Here is a 22,612-nt window from a genome sequence, read left to right on the forward strand (position 1 = left end):
AAAATTGATATAATACTTAAGGTTGAATATATTTGAGGCGAAACTTCCTTGAAATAAAATATATATTTTAGTAAAATGCATAAGGATAGGAAAGTGGGTGAAACAATGGCAATTTGGTTAGCAGTTATTTTAATTGTAATAGCACTAATCATAGGTTTAGTAGGTGGCTTCTTCCTAGCGAGAAAGTATATGATGGATTACTTCAAAAAGAACCCACCAATTAATGAAGAAATGTTACGTATGATGATGATGCAAATGGGTCAAAAACCATCTCAAAAGAAAATTAATCAAATGATGACAATGATGAATAAAAATATGGACAGTAACATGAAAAAGTCTAAATAATAAGTCATTTTAAACTGGTACTTACTTCAAAAGGTAAGTACCAGTTTTTGTATAATGAGATTTAAGAGATTTAAATCGTAATAAATGTTAAGGTAAGAAAAATATAGTCCCTAAAATTAGTGAGGAGGTATTTGCTGTGAAATTAAATAAAATACTTATTTATACAGACAAATTAACAAAAATTAAAACTTTTTATGTCGATTTCTTAGGTTTTAATTTAAGACAAGATACGCTTGACTATTTTTCAATATCAGTAGGCCATAGTGAATTGATCTTTAAATATAGTGAAACACTTGAAGATCCATATTATCACTTTGCTTTTGATATACCTCCGGAAATGTTTGAGGAAGTTAAAGTATGGTTGCAAGAACGTGTTAACTTATTGACCGAAGAAGGGCAAGATGAAATTTATTTTAGTGGGTTTGATGCTAAATCGCTTTATTTTTATGACACAGCATACAATATAGTAGAATTTATGGCGAGAAATGAATACCACAATAAGACTCAAGCCAATCAGTTTACTGTTCAAGAAATATTCGGCATTAGTGAAATTGGACTAGTTATTGATAATTTAGAGCAATCAATGACTACTTTAAAAAATTATAACTATAGTAATATTGCTAATTATATGGATGAAGATAGTTTGAATTTTATATTTAATAATAATGAATCTAATTACCTATTACTGACAAAAGCTAATAGAAGATGGTTGTTTTCAAACAAGTTAGCTAAAATTTTGCCGATTTCCGTGGAAACTGACAAAGAGATAATTAAAGTTGTTGAAGGTGAACTAAAGATAAAAAGTCTAAGTTAAAAATCAGCTTAATTAAAATTTTAATAACTCATATAGCTTTGACTTCTAAAATTTTTTTGAAAAATTTAAAATTCTCTTATCAATAGTCACTATAACGATTAGCGGAGTTTTACAAATATTAAATAGTTTGATTTTTCAGAAAATATTTGAATGGTTTATTAATGTGTTATATAATCAATTACATAAAGGGAGGCTAATAATTTATGAAAGATGCTTTTGATATGGAAGACAAGGAAGTTTTGGATCGTTTATCTTGTGCTCACATTAATTTCAGTAATGATGTAGAATTTAAAGAGTATAACAAAGCAATCCAAACGCATGACATGAATTATCTTAGACAAACACTTAATAACATGAATTCATCAGCTACAATGTAAACAGTTTAGAAATATATGATAAGCCTTGAAAAAGGCTTATTTTTTTATGTATAAATTTGTATTCATCATAAATGAATAATAGAATTTTGTGTCTATTATTCATTTAAAGATAATTTGAATTAGAATTACTGGTTATTTGGCTATATAGTGTTATAATATCGGTTGTGAATATAAGCTGTAGACTATTAAAGAAGGTGTAATTTTGGCGTATTTAGTGTTTTCGATATTATTTGCCTTTATGATGGGTATCGTCGTTATAATTGTGAGAATGAAGGCTCAGAACTTTCCTGTAAATGAAAAGAAAATCATATTACCGCCGTTTTTTATGGCAACTGGTGCATTAATGTATGTAGTGCCTTACTTTAGATTGTCAGGTATGGAAATGCTTGAATGTTTAATACTAGGCGTTTTATTTTCAACTATATTAATATGGACTTCAAGATTTGAAGTGAAAGGCAGTGAAATATATATGAAACGTTCTAAAGCCTTTCCAGTTATTTTAATCTCACTATTATTAATTAGAACATTAATAAAAATCTTTATTAGTAATAAAATCGATCCTGGCGAATTAGCAGGCATGTTTTTCTTACTTGCGTTTTGTATGATAGTGCCATGGAGATTAGCGATGTTATATAAATTTAAGAAAGTAAAAGCGCAAATAATAGATTAACTTTCAAACCGTCTATCAAATAGGATAGGCGGTATTTTTCATTTTATAACCAATATGATAAAATATTGAATACTACACGGAACGTGCGTTCTGTTATATGGGGTGAAGAAATGAAAATTATACATACTGCAGATTGGCACTTAGGACGTATGCTTAATGGTAAGTCACTACTGAAAGACCAAACATATATTTTAGAACAATTTATTACTGCAATGAACAAAGAACAGCCAGATGTCATCGTGATAGCTGGTGATGTTTACGACACAAGTTATCCTAGTAAGGAAGCGATTCAATTATTAGAACGCACAATTGACGAATTAAATTTATCGTTAAACATACCATTAATTATTACAAGTGGTAACCATGACGGTAAAGAGCGTTTAAATTATGGGGCTAGATGGTTTGAAAAATCTAATGTCTATATAAGAACGCAATTAGATTATATGACCGCTCCAATAACAATTGGTAATATAAATTTTTATACCTTACCCTTTGCGACAATCAATGAAGTACAGCATTTCTTTCAACATGAAAGAGTTGAAACGCATCAACAAGCTACTGACTTATGTTTAACACACATGTCTAAAGAAATGGATAAGAATGCAATTAATATGTTAATCGGACATATGACTGTACAAGGTGGTAAACGTTCTGAATCTGAAAGGCCTTTAACTATTGGTACTGTTGAATCAGTTGCTAGAGCTTCATTTAAAGACTTTAATCATGTGATGTTAGGGCATCTTCACCATCCATTTAGTATAGAATCAGAATACATTAGCTATAGTGGTTCGTTGTTACAATATTCTTTTTCGGAAGTGTCTCAGCCTAAAGGATACCGTAGAGTAATGGTTGAAAATGATCATATTAAAAACACTTTCATTCCATTAGAACCGCTACGTGTTCTAGAAGTCGTAGAAGGTAATTATGAAGATGCTATTCAAGAAAAAATTAGCATTAAAAATAAAGAAAACTATTTGCATTTTAAATTGAAAAATATGGCTCACGTTACAGATCCGATGATGCATTTAAAACAAATCTATCCAAATACGTTAGCACTCACTAATATGTCTTTTAACTTCGAAAATACTCATTTAGATCAACGTGAAACTATCGAACAACTTGACGATAATACGATTATTAATAATTTTTATGTAGATATTACGAGTACAGAGTTAACGACTACACAAAAAAATAAAATTACAACTATTCTTAATGAATTATCAGAAGGAGGCAGCAAGTAAATGCGCCCAATTGCTTTAAAACTTAAAAATTTTGGACCTTTCTTAGATGAATATATTGATTTTACACGAGTTGAAAATAACGAACTATTTTTAATTAGTGGTAAAACAGGTTCTGGTAAAACAATGATTTTTGATGCGATAGTATATGCATTATTTGGAGAAGCCTCTACTAAAGATCGTAAAGAAGGTGATTTAAGAAGTCATTTTGCAGATAATAAACAACCTATGAGTGTCGAATTTGAATTTAAATTAGGCAATGAGCATTTTTATGTGGAAAGAAAAGGTGCTTATTTAAAAGAAGGAAATACGACTAAAACAAATGGTGGTTTAGAAGTTTGTGAACTTATCAATGGGAACTATGAACTAAGAGAGAGTAAAATCAATGCAGGTAATCAATTACTAAAGTCATTATTAGGTGTTAATGCTGAACAATTTCGTCAGTTATTTATACTACCACAAGGTGAATTTAAGAGGTTTTTACTCTCAAATAGTAAAGACAAGCAAGAAATTTTAAGAACTTTATTTGATAGTGAAAGATTCGAAGAAATTCAAAAGCTGCTCGCCGATGATGTTAAAGAAATTAGAACAAATATCGAAAAAAATTATGCTCAACTGGAAAATTACTGGTTAGATTTAAATAATTATGATGACAACCATCTTACGGCAATAAAAGAAACGAATGTCAGACAAACAGATAAACTTATTGATGCGTTGCCTGAGTTTGAAAAGATAGGCGATGCATTGCAACTTAAATTAGAAGAGCAACAACAACTTATTGCTAACAAGGTTCAAAGCACTCAACAGGAAATAGATCAAAATGAACAATTACAAGAAAATCTTAAGAAATTAGAAGAACAACGAAATATATTAAAATCATTGGCTGAAGAAGATAAACATATCAATGAATTACGCAGCACTTTAAATGAAATAAATGAAGTTAAACCTTTAGCTACTTTCATAGATAATCAAAAGTCACTGGTGTCTAAACAACAAAGTAATGATACGAAAATGACTCAAGTAACATTAAAGAAAGAAAAGTTAACACAAAAAAATACTGCTTTAAAAGAACAGTTAGTACATATACAACAATCAGAAGGTACTATTGAGACAGAGCGTAAGTTTGTTGAAAAGACCAACTCGTTTTACCAAAGCTTAACTAAATATAAACAAGCTTATGATGATAACTCAAAATTAAAAGAAGAATTTGAAAAAGCGAGTGAACTTTTAGAAAAAGAACGTACTAAACAAACTGATTTGAAAGAACAATTAACAGGTGATAAACCTAGTTATGAAAATTTAGAAGTTATGGATAGTAAAATTTATAAGTTGGATAATCAAGTAAATGAGAATAAAGTTAGGCAAGAAAATAAAAATAGATATGATCACTTAACGTCTAAAATAGCCTCTAACAATGAAGCATTGAGTCAAGCTAAAGAACAATTAGCGAAGTTAACTGCTGAATATGAAAACATTGATAAAGGACAAATGCAATTAAACAATAAAGAAGAAATGATTGCGCAAATACAATCAGTTCTAGCAATAGGGGATACTTGCCCAATTTGTGGCCATAAAGTAGATAATTTACAACAGCATATTAATTTTGACGCTTTACTAAAGCAACAACAACAGTTAACTAAATTAGATGAACAAATTCAACACTTTAAAACGCAACAAGTACAACTTGAAACAATTTTAGAACAATTAAATGAACAGCAGCAGAGTTTTAGTAACCGAGATATAAAGGTGGAAAATATTTCTCAAATTAAAACGCAATTAAATGAGCAACAGCACGCGAGAAAAAAATTGAAAAATCAAATAGATAAAGTAAATAAATTGAAAGAACAATATCAACAATTAGTAGACTATATTCATAAGTTGGAAATTGATATTAAAACACAACAGTCTGCAATTAAGCAAAACGAAATATTAATTAATGATTTTGAGCATTCAACTTCTTTTGACAATGTAAAGGATTTTCGTAAAGATTTTGAAAGTAAGCAAAACCATATAATTTCATATGACAAACAAATTAATTCTATTGAACAACAAATTAATAATAATAACAATCAATATTCAATAGAAGAAAATAGTCATCAATATCTTAGCGAGCAAGCAAGTGAGCTAGATAAAGAGTTGGCAGAACTAGAATTAAAAATAAAAAATGAAATGTCACGTATTGGCTTTAATAACATGGAACAAGTTGAACAAGCTATAGCGAAAGTAGACATGAAAGCTGAAATAGAACAACACATTCAAAACCATGATAAAAGCAAACAAGCTGCAGAAACGTTGATCCAAGAATTAGAACCAACTACGCGCGATAAAGAATTAAGTGATCTTGATGCGTTAAAAGCTCGATTATCACAGCTACAAGATGAACTAAATCAAATTACTACTGAAGTTAATCAACACACTTATAAAGTGAAAGTTAATAAACAAAAAATAGCCGACATTAAGTCGATAGTAGATACTTTAAATAACGAATTGAAAACACAACAAGAGGTTTTTCAGTTAGCTGAAGTAGTGTCTGGTAAAAATTCGCAAAAATTAACGCTAGAGAATTTTGTGTTGATTCACTATTTAGAACGTATTTTAACTCAAGCAAATCAACGCTTAGCTATGATGACAAGTCAACGTTATCAATTAAAAAGAAGGACTCAAGTTTCTCAAGGATACAGTGGTTTGGAAATTGATGTTTACGATGCATATGCCAACCAAGCGAGACATATTACTTCTTTATCTGGAGGAGAATCGTTCCAAGCATCTTTAGCATTGGCACTAGGATTAAGCGAAGTAGTACAGCAAGAAGCCGGAGGTATAGTACTGGAGTCTATGTTTATTGATGAAGGGTTTGGCACATTAGATCAAGAAACTTTAGAAACTGCTTTAGACACTTTACTTGGCTTAAAATCATCAGGAAGAATGGTTGGCATTATTTCACATGTGAGTGAATTAAAACAACGTATTCCATTGATTTTAGAAGTGAAGACCGATCAGTATCAAAGTTATACGCAATTCAAACAACAATAAATTATAACTGTCGTACAAACATAGAAAATATTTGAAGTAGATGAACAAAAAGAGAGCGCTGAATATTCATTCAGTGCTCTCTTTTTCAAAAGAAAATATTACTTAATAATTAAAAAATTAGTTTTTTTCGCGTAATATATCTCTAATTTCAGTAAGTAATACAGCTTCTTCTTCAAGTTCTACTTCTTCTTCTTTTTTCATTAATGTATTAGCAATTTTAACGAATACGAATAATGCAAATGCAATGATTAAGAAGTCGATGATTGATTGAATGAACATACCGTATTTAATACCCATGAACGACCAGCTTTTTGCAAAATCAACTGTACCAAAAATCAAACCAATTAATGGCATGATAATATATGTAACTAACGCAGTGATGATTTTGTTGAAAGCTGCCCCCATTACTACTGCAACGGCTAAGTCGAGTACGTTACCTTTTAAGGCAAACTCTTTAAATTCTCTTAACATACATATTACCTCACTTTTAAATAAATTTGTTAAATATATTGTATTATAAATTATTAAGCAAGACAATATAATTTCAGTGAATAATATAAACAAGTAAAATTAAATACTAGTTTAAGCTAATTTGATTATTAAATACACTTTTGATATTCTAATACATGGCGCTTCATTTATTTTATTATGAAGATTTAAAATATAATACAATTTAATTAGAAGGGAGTTAATAATTATGAAATCTTCTGAGCAACTGAGTAGTGGTAATAAACGTTCTCCCGTCTTTATTTATAGTGCTATTATTGTCGCAATAGTAGTACTTATCGGCGCTATTTTCCCAGCGCAATTTGGGAATGTGACCAATACTATTAAACTTTGGATTACAGATAAGCTAGGTTGGTATTATCTTATTTTAACAACTGTAATTGTCTTTTTCTGTATTTTCTTAATCTTTAGTCCAATAGGGAAATTGAAATTAGGGAAACCAAACGATAAACCTGAGTTTAATTCTATCTCTTGGTTCGCAATGTTATTTAGTGCCGGCATGGGAATTGGTTTAGTATTCTATGGTGCAGCTGAACCAATGGCAGACTTTGCAGCACCACCATCAGCAAGCCCTGAAACGAAAGCTGCATATACTGAAGCTTTACGTTCAACATTTTTCCACTGGGGCTTCCACGCATGGGCCATTTATGGTGTGGTTGCACTTGCATTAGCATATGCACAGTTTAGAAAAGGTGAACCTGGGTTAATTTCTAGAACGTTACGCCCACTATTAGGGGACAAAGTAGAAGGCCCAATAGGTACAATTATCGACGTTTTAGCAGTGTTTGCTACTGTAGTCGGTGTTGCCGTTTCATTAGGTATGGGTGCGCTACAAATCAACGGTGGACTTAATTATTTATTTGGTGTTCCAAATAATGTATGGGTTCAAGCAATTATTATTGTTGTTGTTACAATCTTATTTATCATGAGTGCTTGGTCAGGAATTAGTAAAGGGATCCAATATTTAAGTAACTTAAATATTAGTTTAGGTTTAATCTTAATGGTCATTGTACTTATTCTTGGTCCTACTGTATTAATTTTAAACATGATGACAAGTTCAGTAGGTAACTTGCTTAATTCATTCTTACTTAATACATTTGATACTGCCGCTCAAAACCCACAAAAACGTGAATGGATGTCTCAATGGACACTTTACTATTGGGGTTGGTGGTTAAGTTGGAGCCCATTCGTAGGTATCTTTATCGCACGTGTATCAAAAGGTCGCTCAATCCGTGAATTTATCGGTGGCGTACTATTAGTACCGGCTATCGTAAGTTTCATTTGGTTCAGTGTCTTTGGCGTACTAGGTATTGAAACAGGTAAAAAACATCCTGAATTATTTAAAATGTCAGCTGAAACGCAATTATTTGGTGTGTTTAATCACTTACCAATAGGTATCGTATTATCTATTATTGCGTTAATCTTAATCGGTTCATTCTTTATTACATCAGCCGATTCAGCAACATTCGTATTAGGTATGCAAACTTCTTATGGTTCATTAGAGCCATCTAACGTAGTTAAAGTAACTTGGGGTATCGCACAATCTCTAATCGCGTTCGTATTATTATTCGCAGGTGGAGGTAATGGATCAGAAGCACTTAATGCAATACAAAGTGCTGCCATTATTAGTGCCTTACCGTTCTCGTTTGTCGTTATAATGATGATGATTTCATTTTATAAAGACGCAAACAACGAACGTAAATTCTTAGGGTTAACTTTAACACCTAATAAACACAGAATGAGAGATTACGTAGAACTACAAAGCGAAGAATATGAAGATGATATTATCGAACGTAGAGAAGCGTATAGAAATGCTGAAGAAAAATAAATTTTTTGACTGGGAATAATCATATTCCCAGTTTTTTTATGCCTAAAATGAAATGATAATGATTATCAATTAATAAAGATAACTTATTGCACTTTGATAGTGTGATAAGTAATACTTATAACGTCTTATTGAAAAATCAAATCTAATTTGGGCAGGAATATGCATATATGTAGTTGTTTTAAGCGTTATATAATAATACAATTTAACTAACGGCATATTATAAATATAAATATATCAGGGGGGATTAATATGGCTTCTAATCTTAAGTCACAAGCGAAAAAATCGTTTGATCTTAAAGGTAAATCATATACTTACTATGATTTAAATTCTTTAGAAGAAGAAGGATTAACTAAAATTTCAAAATTACCATACTCTATTCGTGTTTTACTCGAATCAGTGTTAAGACAAGAGGATGGTTTTGTAATTACAGATGATCACATTAAAAGTTTAGCAAATTTTGTAAACGGTTCAGATGGAGAAGTTCCATTCAAACCATCACGTGTTATTTTACAAGACTTCACTGGTGTACCGGCGGTTGTAGATTTAGCCTCTCTACGTAAAGCTATGAACGATGTAGGCGGAGATTTAAATAAAATCAATCCAGAAGTGCCAGTTGATTTAGTTATCGACCACTCAGTACAAGTTGATAGCTATGCAAATCCAGATGCGTTACAACGTAACATGAAATTAGAATTTGAACGTAACTATGAACGTTACCAATTCTTAAACTGGGCAACAAAAGCATTTAATAACTACAGTGCAGTACCACCTGCAACAGGTATTGTTCACCAAGTAAACTTAGAGTATTTAGCAAACGTAGTACACGTTCGTGACGTGGAAGGCGAAGATGTTGCATTCCCTGATACTTTAGTAGGTACTGACTCTCATACAACGATGATTAACGGTTTAGGCGTTCTTGGTTGGGGTGTTGGTGGTATCGAAGCTGAAGCAGGAATGCTTGGTCAACCATCATATTTCCCAGTTCCAGAAGTAATTGGTGTACGCTTAACAAACGCATTACCACAAGGTTCTACGGCAACTGACTTAGCTTTACGTGTTACGCAAGAGTTACGTAAAAAAGGCGTTGTTGGTAAATTCGTAGAATTCTTTGGCCCAGGTGTACAACACTTACCATTAGCTGACCGCGCGACGATCGCGAACATGGCTCCAGAATATGGTGCAACTTGTGGTTTCTTCCCAGTTGATGACGAATCATTAAAATATATGAGCTTAACTGGACGTTCTGACGACCACATTGAATTAGTTAAAAAATATTTACAAGAAAATAGTATGTTCTTCGACGTTGAAAAAGAAGAACCAGAATACACTGACGTAGTTGAATTAGATTTAGCTACTGTTGAAGCTTCATTATCTGGTCCTAAACGTCCTCAAGACTTAATTTTCTTAAGTGATATGAAAACTGAATTTGAAAAATCTGTTACTGCACCAGCAGGTAACCAAGGTCACGGTTTAGATGAAAGTGAATTTGATAAAGAAGCTACTATTGAATTCAAAGATGGTTCAACTTCTAAAATGACTACGGGTGACTTAGCTATCGCAGCTATCACGTCTTGTACTAACACATCTAACCCATACGTTATGTTAGGTGCTGGTTTAGTAGCTAAAAAAGCTGTCGAAAAAGGCTTGAAAGTTCCTGAATATGTTAAGACATCATTAGCACCAGGTTCAAAAGTTGTTACTGGTTACTTACGTGATTCAGGTTTACAAGAATTCCTTGATGATCTTGGCTTTAACCTTGTTGGATATGGTTGTACAACTTGTATCGGTAACTCTGGTCCATTACTAGAAGAAATCGAAAAAGCAATCGCTAAAGAAGATTTATTAGTAACATCAGTTCTTTCAGGTAACCGTAACTTTGAAGGACGTATCCATCCTTTAGTTAAAGCTAACTACTTAGCTTCTCCACAATTAGTTGTGGCATATGCATTAGCTGGTACTGTAGATATTGATTTACAAAATGAACCTTTAGGTAAAGGTAAAGATGGAGAAGATGTATATCTAGACGATATCTGGCCTTCAATTAAAGAAGTCGCAGATACAGTGGATAGCGTTGTAACTCCTAAGTTATTCAAAGAAGAATACGAAACAGTTTATAACAATAATGAAATGTGGAATGAAATCGATGTAACTGATCAACCATTATATGATTTCGATCCAAATTCAACTTATATCCAAAATCCTTCATTCTTCCAAGGGTTATCAAAAGAGCCTGAAGATATTAAACCATTAAATGGTTTACGTGTAATGGGTAAATTCGGAGATTCAGTTACAACTGACCATATCTCTCCAGCTGGCGCTATCGGTAAAGATACACCAGCAGGACAATATTTATTAAATCATGATGTTCCAATTCGTGAGTTTAACTCTTATGGTTCACGTCGTGGTAACCATGAAGTAATGGTTCGTGGTACATTTGCGAATATCCGTATTAAAAACCAATTAGCGCCAGGTACAGAAGGTGGATTTACAACTTACTGGCCAACGGGTGAACAAATGCCAATCTTTGATGCTGCTATGAAATATAAAGAAGACGGTACTGGATTAGCCGTATTAGCAGGTAATGATTACGGTATGGGTTCTTCTCGTGACTGGGCCGCTAAAGGTACAAACCTATTAGGCGTTAAAACAGTTATTGCTCAAAGTTATGAACGTATTCACCGTTCAAACTTAGTTATGATGGGCGTATTACCATTACAATTCCAAGACGGCGAATCAGCTGATAGTTTAGGTATTGATGGTACAGAAGCAATTTCAGTCAATGTTGACGAAAACGTGCAACCACATGATTTAGTTGATGTGAAAGCTGAAAAAGAAAATGGCGATGTCATTGAATTTAAAGCAATCGCACGTTTTGACTCAAAAGTTGAAATAGATTACTACCGTAATGGCGGCATTTTACAACTTGTATTAAGAAATAAATTAGCTGAATAATTTATTAGTTAACATTAAAGCTATGTGAGTTAATATGCTCACATAGCCTTTTTTGTTATGATATGATTTGGTTAAGGAATTTTTGAAAAGAGGTCGGCTTAATGATTTATACAATTACAGAAATAGAATCAAGATATCAAGAAACAGATCAAATGGGATTTATATATCATGGAAATTATCCTACATGGTTTGAAGTCGCTCGTACGGACTACATAACAAAGCTAGGATTTAGCTATAAGGATATGGAGGATAGTGGCATTATTTCTCCTGTCACGGATTTAAATATTAAATATATTAAATCTATTACATATCCAGAAAAGGTAAAAATTAAAACTTGGGTCGCTAAATATTCGCCACTTAGATCGATATATTGTTATGAAATATACAATGAAGTTGGAGAATTAGCAACTACAGGCTCAACAACTTTAACATGTATTAAAAAGTCCAATTTCAAACCTATTCGTCTGGATAAAACATTTCCAGAATGGCATGCCACATATAAGGAAGTTGCTACTTTAAACAAAGCTGGAGAAACAAGAGAAGTCAATAATGGAATATAACCCAAAAAAAGTGAGCGGAACAAAAATCTTATGTTTATAAGAAGATTTTGTAGTCCCGCCCCGGCAAGAGTGACTTGAGTTGAAAGTAGCTTGAGACAAGCGCATGGTCAATCCAATCATCTACTGCCCGTATAAAAGTGGAGCCTGAAGACAAATTATGTCCCAGGCTCTTTCTTTATTTAATATTGTAAATTATTTCTTCTGAGTCCTCATCTACATCTATATATAAATCATCATCTTCAAAATACCATAAGTCTTTTTCAGAGATGACAACATCTAACTCATCAAAGTTATTCTCGTAACCAATCTCAATATCATCTTTTTTGTCAACGCTAAATGCTGGGCTAAATCCTTGTTTTAATTGTATTTCGCCCCCATAGCGTACATAAAAATGTAAGACTTTATTTTCTTCTGGTAAATCAAGTTCGTCCTTGAACCATTTTACCGCTCTGTCTGAAAGTTCTATCTTCATAATAAAAGTCTCCTCTCGTAATGTAAGTAACAACTTACATGGTGAATTTACAAATTTAATTTTGATACTGTACTATATTACCCATTTATACCTATGATAATTACAGTATAGCATATTATTTTTAACAAAATTGTGATATACGACTGTGGAGACAATAAGTTGCAATAGCTCATATTGTTAATGTAAATTTACAACACTCTCGATTATAAAAAAGCGTTATTTAAAATCGGTAAAGATTTTAAATAACGCTGTAACCTATAGACCATGTTATTTACATGACTACCTCACATTTAAACACTGATGATTACTTAAAAGTTAATAGTTTATCGACGATTTACATCCATTTTATTTTAGGTTCTTCGCCCTTAAATATTCTTACTATATTTGTTCTATGTCTAAAAATTAGTAATACACCTATACATGCACTGACTACTAATAAAATATAATCTCGAATAAGCAATGCGCCTATAATACAACAAATTGATGCAATGATACTTGATAATGATACATACTTTGTCAAATATAAAATTGCGAAGAAAATGACGGCTAATATTAATAATAAAATTGGATTAACCCCAAATACTACGCCAGCACTTGTAGCTACTGCTTTACCCCCTTTAAAACCTAAATAGATAGGGTATACATGACCTAGAATAGCAAATGCACCAACGATTAAGCCATTTGTAAAAAATGTACTAATTGGACCATCAACATGGACAGGTAACCACAATGGGAAAAAGACTACAATAAAACCTTTAAATATATCTAAAAATGTAACTAAAGCACCAGCTGGTTTGCCTAATACTCTAAAACTATTTGTTGCTCCAGTGTTTCCGCTTCCAAATTGTCTAATATCTTTTTTGAAAAATAACTTTCCGATCACATAGCCACTTGGAAATGCACCAATGAGGTAACTTAGAATTAACATAATTACTATCATCATATACATTTACACATCCTTTAATGACGTTACGTTTATTTTACCACATGACCTTTAATTAGACGAATAAAAATTGAAGTATATGCATGATTTGTCACTTAATTATCACTTTGACGCTTGCAATTTACGTAAATTTATATAAGAATAACTATTGTATAGTTTTAAAAACGAACGTACGTTTGTAGGAGGGCGAAACGATTGGCAATGAATAAGCAAAATAATTACTCGGATGATTCTATCCAAGTACTAGAAGGACTCGAAGCCGTTAGAAAGAGACCTGGTATGTATATTGGTTCAACCGATAAACGCGGATTACATCATTTAGTGTATGAAGTTGTCGATAACTCCGTCGATGAAGTATTGAATGGTCATGGGAATGAAATTTCAGTAACTATTAATAAAGATGAGAGTATTACAATAGAAGATAACGGTCGTGGTATGCCTACTGGTATACATGCCTCTGGTAAACCGACAGTAGAAGTAATATTTACTGTATTACATGCAGGGGGTAAATTCGGACAAGGCGGATATAAAACCTCAGGTGGTTTGCATGGTGTTGGTGCTTCCGTTGTAAATGCATTAAGTGAATGGCTTAGTGTTGAAATACATAGAGATGGTACAATTTATCAGCAAGATTTTAAGGGCGGCGGTAAACCAGCTAGTGGATTAGTTAAAAAGGGTAAAACAAAGAAAACTGGAACTAAAGTTACTTTTAAACCAGATCCAGAAATATTTAAATCTGCTACTTCATTTAACTTTGAAGTATTAAGTGAAAGACTACAAGAATCTGCCTTTTTATTAAAAAATTTAAAAATTATTTTGACTGATGATAGACAAGGTAAAGAACGTGAAGAAGTTTATCATTATGAAGAAGGCATTAAAGAATTTGTTGCTTATGTTAATGAAGGTAAAGAAGTACTCCATGATGTGGCTACATTTGTAGGTGAAGCTAACAATATAGAAGTGGAAGTAGCATTTCAATATAATGACCAATATTCAGAAAGTATTTTAAGTTTTGTTAACAACGTGCGTACTAAAGATGGTGGTACACACGAAGTTGGATTTAAAACAGCAATGACGCGTGTATTTAATGATTATGCACGTAGAATTAATGAATTAAAAGCTAAAGATAAAAACCTCGATGGTAATGATATTCGTGAAGGATTAACAGCAATTATTTCTATTCGTATTCCTGAAGAATTATTACAATTCGAAGGGCAAACAAAATCAAAATTAGGTACCCCTGAAGCTAGAAGTGCCGTTGATTCTGTTGTTGCCGATAAATTACCTTATTATTTAGAAGAAAAAGGGCAATTGTCTAAATCTCTTGTTAAGAAAGCACTTAAGGCTCAACAAGCACGTGAAGCTGCTAGAAAAGCTAGAGAAGATGCTCGTTCAGGTAAGAAAAACAAGCGTAAAGATACTTTACTGTCAGGAAAACTGACGCCGGCACAAAGTAAAAATACTGAGAAGAAAGAACTTTACCTAGTTGAGGGTGACTCTGCGGGAGGTTCGGCTAAACTTGGTAGAGACCGTAAATATCAAGCTATCTTACCTTTAAGAGGTAAGGTAATCAATACAGAAAAAGCACGCTTAGAAGACATATTTAAAAATGAGGAAATCAATACGATTATTCACACAATTGGTGCGGGTGTAGGAAATGAATTTAAATTAGAAGATAGTAACTACAATCGAGTTATAATTATGACTGATGCGGATACGGATGGAGCGCACATTCAAGTATTATTATTAACGTTCTTCTTTAAATATATGAAGCCATTAGTACAAGCGGGGCAAGTGTTTATTGCGTTACCACCTCTATATAAAGTTGAAAAAGGTAAAGGCAGTTCGAAAAAAGTCGAATACGCATGGACTGACGACGAATTAGAACAATTGCAAAAACAATTAGGTAAAGGTTTTACGTTACAAAGATATAAAGGTTTAGGTGAAATGAACCCTGACCAACTATGGGAAACAACGATGAATCCAGACACGAGAACATTAATTCGTGTACAAGTAGATGACGAAATTAGATCATCTAAACGTGTTACTACATTAATGGGTGATAAAGTTGCACCTAGACGTGAATGGATTGAAAGTCACGTAGAATTTGGCTTACAAGAAGACCAAAGTATTTTAGATAATAGTGAAATACAAATTTTGGAACATGATGAGCAAGAAGAGGAGGAAATAAATTGAGTGAGGTAATTCAAGACTTATCACTTGAAGACGTAATAGGCGACCGATTTGGTCGTTATAGTAAATATATTATTCAAGAACGCGCATTGCCTGACGTGAGAGATGGCTTAAAACCAGTGCAACGTCGTATTTTATATGCTATGTATTCAAGTGGTAATACTTACGACAAAAATTTCCGTAAAAGTGCCAAAACAGTCGGTGATGTTATTGGTCAATACCATCCTCATGGTGATTCCTCAGTATATGATGCTATGGTGCGTTTGAGTCAAGATTGGAAATTACGGCATGTACTTATTGAAATGCACGGTAATAATGGTAGTATCGATAACGATCCAGCTGCGGCGATGCGTTATACAGAAGCAAAATTAAGTCAGATTTCTGAAGAATTACTTAGAGATATTAATAAAGAAACTGTACCGTTTATGCCTAACTATGACGATACGACTACAGAACCCATAGTCTTACCAGGCAGATTACCTAATTTACTAATTAACGGTAGTACAGGGATATCTTCTGGTTATGCGACAGATATACCGCCACATAATTTAGGTGAAGTGATTCAAGCTACTTTAAAATATATCGATGATCCTAACATTACAGTTAATCGATTAATGAAATATGTAAAAGGACCAGACTTTCCAACGGGCGGTATTATTCAAGGTATCGATGGCATTAAAAAAGCATATGAAACTGGTAAAGGAAAAATCATCGTACGCTCTAAAGTAGAAACTGAAGAATTGAGAAATGGCCGTAAAGAATTGGCAGTCACTGAAATACCTTACGAAGTAAATAAAAGTAGTTTAGTTAAAAAAATCGATGAGCTACGTGCTGATAAAAAGGTAGATGGTATTTTAGAAGTACGAGATGAAACTGACCGAACAGGTCTACGTATTGCTATAGAATTGAAAAAAGATGTGAACAGCGAAGCAGTGCTTAACTATTTATACAAAAATACAGATTTACAAATTTCTTACAGCTTTAATATGGTAGCCATTAGTGAAGGTCGCCCTAAACTCATGGGTATTCGTGAAATTATTGATAGTTATTTAAACCATCAGATTGATGTTGTTACTAAACGCACACGATATGATTTAAATCATGCTGAAAGCAGAATGCATATTGTGGAAGGTTTAATGAAAGCATTGTCTATTTTAGACGAAGTCATTACATTAATTAGAAATTCAAAGAATAAAAAAGACGCTAAAGAAAATCTTGTAGCCGAATACGACTTTACAGAAGCTCAAGCTGAAGCTATCGTTATGTTACAGCTATACCGTTTAACAAATACGGATATTGTACAATTACAAGATGAACATGATGAGCTTAAAGCTACAATTGAGAGATTACGTCATATTTTAGATAATCATGATGCTTTACTTGCCGTAATTAAAGAAGAATTAACTGAAATTCGTAAAAAATTTAAAACTGAACGTTTATCAGTTATAGAAGCTGAAATCTCTGAAATCAAAATAGATAAAGAGGTTATGGTACCTAGCGAAACCGTTATGCTAAGCGTGACACGTCACGGTTATATTAAACGTACTTCTTTACGTAGCTTTAACGCAAGTGGTATTGAAGAAATAGGCGTAAAAGATGGCGACAGTATATTAAAATATGTGGAAACAAACACGCTTGATACGGCACTTGTATTTACGAACAAAGGTAGATATTTATTCATACCTGTCCACAAATTATCTGATATAAAATGGAAAGATTTAGGTCAACATGTGTCACAAATTGTGCCACTTGATGATGATGAATATGTTATAGATGTTAACTGTGAGAAAGAATTCCCAGAGAGTGCATATTACATTACTGCTACGAGAAATGGCATGATTAAGAAAAGTAACGTTTCATTATTCAAAACTTCTAGATATAATAAACCACTTGTTGCTATGAAATTAAAAAACAACGATGAAGTGATTGATATTATTCGTGTCGAAGAAGATCAAATGGTTACTGTACTTACAAATAAAGGTATGTCATTAACTTATTCTTCTGAAGAATTATCAGATACTGGGTTACGAGCTGCAGGCGTTAAATCAATTAATCTAAAAGATGAAGATTTTGTAGTTTTAACTCAAATTGTAAATGATCAAAATACAATATTAATGGCCACACAACGTGGTGCGTTGAAACGTATCAGTTATAATGTCTTACAACATGCTAAACGAGCTCAAAGAGGTATTACATTATTAAAAGAATTAAAAAAAGCGCCACACCGTATTGTGTCAGCGCAAACTACAAGTCCTGACGATACGATTTATAAGGTGTATTCTGATTCGCATGAAGAGCAAGGCTATATAAAAGATATTCATTTAACTGAGCAATATACGAACGGTTCATTTATCGTTGATACAAATGAATTTGGTGAACTTATTCAGTTAATTGTTGAATAGATTAAAAAAATTATAGTAAAAGCTCTAATATAATGATAAAATTAAATTATTATAGATATTTAAATGTAGGCAACATAAATTAGAGGTTTATAGTGAAATACAACAAAATGCAATCAACAGTGTTATTATAAGTACTGTTGGTTGTATATATTTTGTGAGTGCTCATTATAAATCTCTATATACATATTTATAAGGCTATAATTAACTAAGGAGGATTTAATACTGTGAGTGATTTTGATAATTTAGTTCCGGGTTGGTTTAAAGTCATTATCGAGACCGGAAATGATTTAATTTGGTCGCAATATTTAATAGGTTTATTAATTACGGTTGGTATTTATTTCACAATCGGTTCAAAATTCGTCCAATTACGTTGGATTCCAGAAATGTTTCGTGCTATTGGTGAAAAACCGGAAACATTAGAAAATGGTAAAAAAGGTATTTCGCCATTCCAAGCTTTTGCTATCAGTGCAGGTTCACGTGTAGGAACAGGAAATATCGCTGGTGTAGCTACAGCTATCGTACTTGGTGGTCCTGGCGCAGTATTTTGGATGTGGCTAATTGCATTTATCGGAGCAGCAAGTGCTTTTTTCGAAGCAACATTAGCGCAAGTTTATAAAGTTCCAGATAAAGATGGTGGCTTCCGTGGTGGGCCAGCTTATTACATAACTAAAGGTTTAAATCAAAGATGGTTAGGTATCGTCTTTGCTATATTAATTACTGTAACTTTTGCTTTTGTATTTAATACGGTTCAATCTAATACAATTGCTGAATCTTTAAATACGCAATATAACGTTAGTCCTGCCATTACTGGTTTAGTTTTAGCAGTATTTACGGCCATCATTATTTTTGGTGGTGTACGTAGTATCGCTAGAATTTCTTCAGTAATCGTGCCAGTTATGGCGATTATCTACATTGGTTTAGTATTAGTCATCTTAATTATGAATTATGACCAAATTATTCCAATGATTATGACAATTATTAAGAGTGCTTTTGGTGTGCAACAAGTAGGTGGTGGCGCAGTTGGTGCCGCTATTTTACAAGGTGTAAAACGTGGTTTATTCTCAAACGAAGCTGGTATGGGTTCTGCACCGAATGCTGCCGCAACCGCTGCTGCACCTCACCCTGTGAAACAAGGACTTATTCAATCATTAGGCGTATTCTTTGATACAATGCTTGTTTGTACATCTACTGCAATCATGATCTTATTATATAGTGGTTTAAAATTCGGAGATAGTGCACCTCAAGGTGTTCAAGTAACTCAATCTGCATTAAATGAACACTTAGGTAGTGCAGGTGGTATTTTCTTAACTGTAGCTATTACACTATTTGCTTATTCATCAGTTATCGGAAACTATTACTATGGTCAATCAAACATCGAATTTTTATCAAAGAATAGAGTAGTTTTATTTATATTCAGATGTTTAGTAGTCGTATTAGTATTTGTCGGTGCTGTTGTTAAAACACAAACTGTTTGGGATACAGCCGATTTATTTATGGGATTAATGGCTATTGTCAACTTAATTTCGATAATTGGTTTATCTAACATTGCACTTTCTGTAATGAGAGATTATCAAGCACAACGTAAATCAGGTAAGAAACCTGTATTCAAACCAGAACAATTGGAAATCAATTTATTTGGTATTGAAAGCTGGGGCATGAGCAAAAAAGATAAATCATTATATTAATACGTATGAACTACAAGATAGTTGTAATGACTATCTTGTAGTTTTTTCTTTTTTATGCGTTAATTCATACAAAATTAAACTTTCCTTTTAACGTCTTTCCATATATAATCTTATTGATATTAAAGAAAGGTGAAAAGCATGGACCATTACCTTATAAAAAAAGCTTTAAACAACAATGTTATTATTTGCAGCATCGAAGACCAAGAAGTAATTTTAATCGGTAAAGGGATAGGCTTCAATAAAAAGCCGGGCATGTATGTTCAACAGCCTCAATCAATTGAAAAAATATATAAATTAGTTGAGCAATCGCATCTGAATCATTATAAGACGCTCGTCTCAATGACTGATGATTATACTTTGCAGGCTATAATTGAAGCAGTAAATATAATTACAAATTCAAAATTGATTATCGATGATGAAAAATTAGTAGTTAGTTTAACAGATCATATTATTTTTGCATATAAACGTATTCAACAACAACAATATATAACGAATCCTTTTGTGTCAGAAATAAAGCATTTGTACAATGCGGCGTATATTATTGCTGAAAGAGTGATAGTAAGACTTAATGAGGCGCTAAACATAACGTTTCCTGAAGATGAAATTGGTTTTATAGCTTTACATATTGCTTCGAATACGGAGATGTTATCATTAAGAGAAATGACGCTTATTAATGAATTAATAAATAAGGCGACATTTATTATTGAACATGATTTACAATTTGAAATAGATAGACAATCAATAAAATACCAACGTTTTATTAGGCATATTCATTTTCTAATCAGACGTATCCAACTTAATGAGCGTGAACGTTGTTCACATATTGTCGATGAATTACTAAAATCTCATTATTCACTGTGTTATAACATTGCTTTAAAGGTAATAAGGATGTTGCAACAAGAGTTGGATAATAAAATTTATGAGAGTGAGATTGTCTTTTTGACATTACATATTTACCATTTTATGTATCATAGTGATTCAAAATAGACGTGGCTATTTAAAGTGTTATTTTATGCTTTTCGGTTAAATTTGAACTTTAGCATTGCTATTAATATAAAATATGTTTAGTATTTCTGTCATGTGATATTATTTATAATAGTATTTAAAGGGTGTATCAATATTTATATCAAATATTTTAAAAGTCGTATAAAAACGACATCAATACAAGTAAGGTATGGTGAATTTTATGTCGAATCAAGAAAAAGTAAATAATGAAAGTAAGTCCAAAAATAAAATGAACTTAAACTTTACTGAAACACGCTTTATGAAGTTTTTAGGTGGTAAAGATTTAATTTTTGGCTTATGTATGTTGATTTTAATTGGTATTGTTATATTTATATTTGATCAAGTATCATATATATTTAAACCATTTATCATCGTATTTAATACTATTGTGGCTCCAATTATTGTATCTTTAATTTTGTTCTATTTATTTAATCCAATCGTTAATTTGATGGAACGCTACAATATCCCTCGTGTTTGGGGCGTTTCAATTTTATTTTTAGTAATTATAGGTGTTATCACGTTAGTAGTGAATTTACTTATACCTTTAATTGGAGTTCAGGTAAAAAGTTTTGGCCACAATTTCCCACATTACGTGAGCAAAGTAAATCAATTTTTTGATAGTGTAACGCAATATTCTATTGTGGCGGATTATCATAATCAAATTCAAAGTCATTTAACGTCACTATCTAAAAAAATACCAAATATGATTTCGGATTATACAAATGGTTTTAGTTCGAAAATCAAAAATTTTGCAGAAACATTAGTAAACGTTGGGGTCGTCATCGTAACAACACCATTCGTATTATTCTTTATGCTAAAAGATGGACATCGTTTCAAGGAATTCTCAACAAATATTATACCTCCAAAATTTAGAAAAGATTATCATGATTTATTAGAAAAAATGAGTGTGCAAGTTGGTTCATATATTCAAGGACAAATTATTGTGTCAATTTGTATTGGTATTTTATTATTTATTGGTTATTCAATCATCGGTTTAGATTACAGTTTAGTGCTTGCAAGTATTGCTGCTGTAACGAGCGTAGTGCCTTATCTAGGTCCAACAATTGCTATTTCGCCAGCAATTATCATTGCGTTAATCACATCGCCTATAATGCTCTTAAAGCTTATTATCGTATGGACAGCCGTGCAATTTATTGAAGGCCACTTTATTTCACCTAATATTATGGGTAAAACATTAAAAATCCATCCGTTAACAATTATCTTTATATTATTAAGTGCAGGTAACTTGCTAGGTGTTGTTGGTGTTATTTTAGGTATTCCAGCATACGCAATATTAAAAGTACTTGTGTCACATATTTACTTCTTATTTAAACGTCGTTACAACAAATATTACAGTGATGATGCTGGTGAATATGAGTTCAAAGACGACGAAAAAGAATTTATTAGATAGTTAATTTGAATTAAAAAAAGAGCAGAACAAAAATCATATTTTTATAAGAAGATTTTGTAGTCCCGATTCGGCATAGATGATTAGCGTTGAAAGCTCCTTGTTACAAACGCATTTTTAATTCGTCATCTACTGCCTATATAAAATTAGAGCCTGAAGACGATATCGTCTTCAGGCTCT

At 32.2% G+C, this 22,612-nt stretch carries 17 protein-coding genes; 14 read left to right on the top strand and 3 right to left on the bottom strand.

Annotation, left to right across the window (positions count from 1 at the left end; translation table 11 throughout):
• Window positions 1–105: 105 nt before the first annotated feature.
• The 6 genes from RPL90_RS07455 (at window position 106) to sbcC (ending at window position 6,477) form a co-directional block, all read left to right on the top strand.
• On the top strand, window positions 106–345 hold the full coding sequence (locus RPL90_RS07455) for a YneF family protein (protein WP_048793989.1): 240 nt from the start codon (window positions 106–108) through the stop codon (window positions 343–345).
• A gap of 136 nt (window positions 346–481) precedes the next feature.
• Window positions 482–1,159, top strand: coding sequence for a VOC family protein (locus tag RPL90_RS07460; RefSeq protein ID WP_313547381.1), 678 nt, complete (start codon window positions 482–484; stop codon window positions 1,157–1,159).
• Between the two features lie 203 nt (window positions 1,160–1,362).
• Entirely contained in the window at window positions 1,363–1,536 is a 174-nt protein-coding gene (locus tag RPL90_RS07465; protein ID WP_313547383.1) for a hypothetical protein, read from the top strand.
• Window positions 1,537–1,738: 202 nt separating this feature from the next.
• Window positions 1,739–2,206 (top strand): CcdC family protein, encoded by a 468-nt coding sequence (locus RPL90_RS07470; protein ID WP_313547384.1) that lies wholly within the window; start codon window positions 1,739–1,741, stop codon window positions 2,204–2,206.
• Window positions 2,207–2,316: 110 nt separating this feature from the next.
• A complete protein-coding gene (gene sbcD / locus RPL90_RS07475; RefSeq protein ID WP_313547386.1) occupies window positions 2,317–3,447 on the top strand; it encodes an exonuclease subunit SbcD in 1,131 nt (376 codons plus the stop codon).
• Window positions 3,448–6,477 carry an exonuclease subunit SbcC gene (sbcC, locus tag RPL90_RS07480; RefSeq protein ID WP_313547388.1) on the top strand — a complete coding sequence of 1,010 codons (3,030 nt, stop codon included), beginning with the start codon at window positions 3,448–3,450 and terminating at the stop codon, window positions 6,475–6,477.
• Window positions 6,478–6,594: 117 nt separating this feature from the next.
• On the opposite strand, the gene mscL is transcribed toward sbcC, so the two are convergent.
• The gene (gene mscL, locus RPL90_RS07485) at window positions 6,595–6,948 is read right to left on the bottom strand and encodes a large conductance mechanosensitive channel protein MscL (RefSeq protein WP_061854756.1); all 354 of its coding nucleotides are present in this window, start codon (window positions 6,946–6,948) and stop codon (window positions 6,595–6,597) included.
• Window positions 6,949–7,174: 226 nt separating this feature from the next.
• Here mscL and RPL90_RS07490 point away from each other — a divergent pair, with 226 nt between their 5' ends.
• The 3 genes from RPL90_RS07490 (at window position 7,175) to menI (ending at window position 12,324) form a co-directional block, all read left to right on the top strand.
• On the top strand, window positions 7,175–8,812 hold the full coding sequence (locus RPL90_RS07490) for a glycine betaine uptake BCCT transporter (protein WP_398573857.1): 1,638 nt from the start codon (window positions 7,175–7,177) through the stop codon (window positions 8,810–8,812).
• A 249-nt stretch (window positions 8,813–9,061) separates the two neighbouring features.
• Window positions 9,062–11,764 carry an aconitate hydratase AcnA gene (gene acnA, locus RPL90_RS07495; protein WP_313547392.1) on the top strand — a complete coding sequence of 901 codons (2,703 nt, stop codon included), beginning with the start codon at window positions 9,062–9,064 and terminating at the stop codon, window positions 11,762–11,764.
• A gap of 101 nt (window positions 11,765–11,865) precedes the next feature.
• Window positions 11,866–12,324: a 1,4-dihydroxy-2-naphthoyl-CoA hydrolase MenI gene (gene menI, locus RPL90_RS07500; protein ID WP_313547394.1), complete on the top strand. Its 459-nt coding sequence runs from the start codon at window positions 11,866–11,868 to the stop codon at window positions 12,322–12,324.
• 175 nt (window positions 12,325–12,499) lie between these two features.
• Here the strand turns inward: menI and RPL90_RS07505 are convergent, their stop codons facing one another.
• Entirely contained in the window at window positions 12,500–12,796 is a 297-nt protein-coding gene (locus RPL90_RS07505) for a HesB/YadR/YfhF family protein (protein WP_061854752.1), read from the bottom strand.
• Between the two features lie 334 nt (window positions 12,797–13,130).
• Complete coding sequence (gene plsY / locus RPL90_RS07510; protein WP_313547396.1) at window positions 13,131–13,739, bottom strand: glycerol-3-phosphate 1-O-acyltransferase PlsY; 609 nt, start codon at window positions 13,737–13,739, stop codon at window positions 13,131–13,133.
• A gap of 201 nt (window positions 13,740–13,940) precedes the next feature.
• Between plsY and parE the strand changes: the two genes are divergently transcribed.
• From parE to RPL90_RS07535, 5 genes are all read left to right on the top strand, one after another.
• Window positions 13,941–15,935, top strand: coding sequence for a DNA topoisomerase IV subunit B (gene parE, locus RPL90_RS07515; protein ID WP_313547408.1), 1,995 nt, complete (start codon window positions 13,941–13,943; stop codon window positions 15,933–15,935).
• Complete coding sequence (gene parC / locus RPL90_RS07520) at window positions 15,932–18,334, top strand: DNA topoisomerase IV subunit A (RefSeq protein ID WP_313547398.1); 2,403 nt, start codon at window positions 15,932–15,934, stop codon at window positions 18,332–18,334. The genes parE and parC overlap by 4 nt, the downstream gene beginning before the upstream one ends.
• Window positions 18,335–18,558: 224 nt before the next feature.
• A complete protein-coding gene (gene alsT / locus RPL90_RS07525) occupies window positions 18,559–20,019 on the top strand; it encodes a glutamine transporter AlsT (protein WP_313547400.1) in 1,461 nt (486 codons plus the stop codon).
• Window positions 20,020–20,157: 138 nt separating this feature from the next.
• Window positions 20,158–21,006 (top strand): PRD domain-containing protein, encoded by an 849-nt coding sequence (locus tag RPL90_RS07530; RefSeq protein WP_313547402.1) that lies wholly within the window; start codon window positions 20,158–20,160, stop codon window positions 21,004–21,006.
• 199 nt (window positions 21,007–21,205) lie between these two features.
• On the top strand, window positions 21,206–22,435 hold the full coding sequence (locus RPL90_RS07535; protein ID WP_313547404.1) for an AI-2E family transporter: 1,230 nt from the start codon (window positions 21,206–21,208) through the stop codon (window positions 22,433–22,435).
• Window positions 22,436–22,612: the final 177 nt, after the last annotated feature.

Source organism: Staphylococcus kloosii (genome assembly GCF_032139365.1).
GTDB lineage: Bacteria > Bacillota > Bacilli > Staphylococcales > Staphylococcaceae > Staphylococcus > Staphylococcus kloosii_A.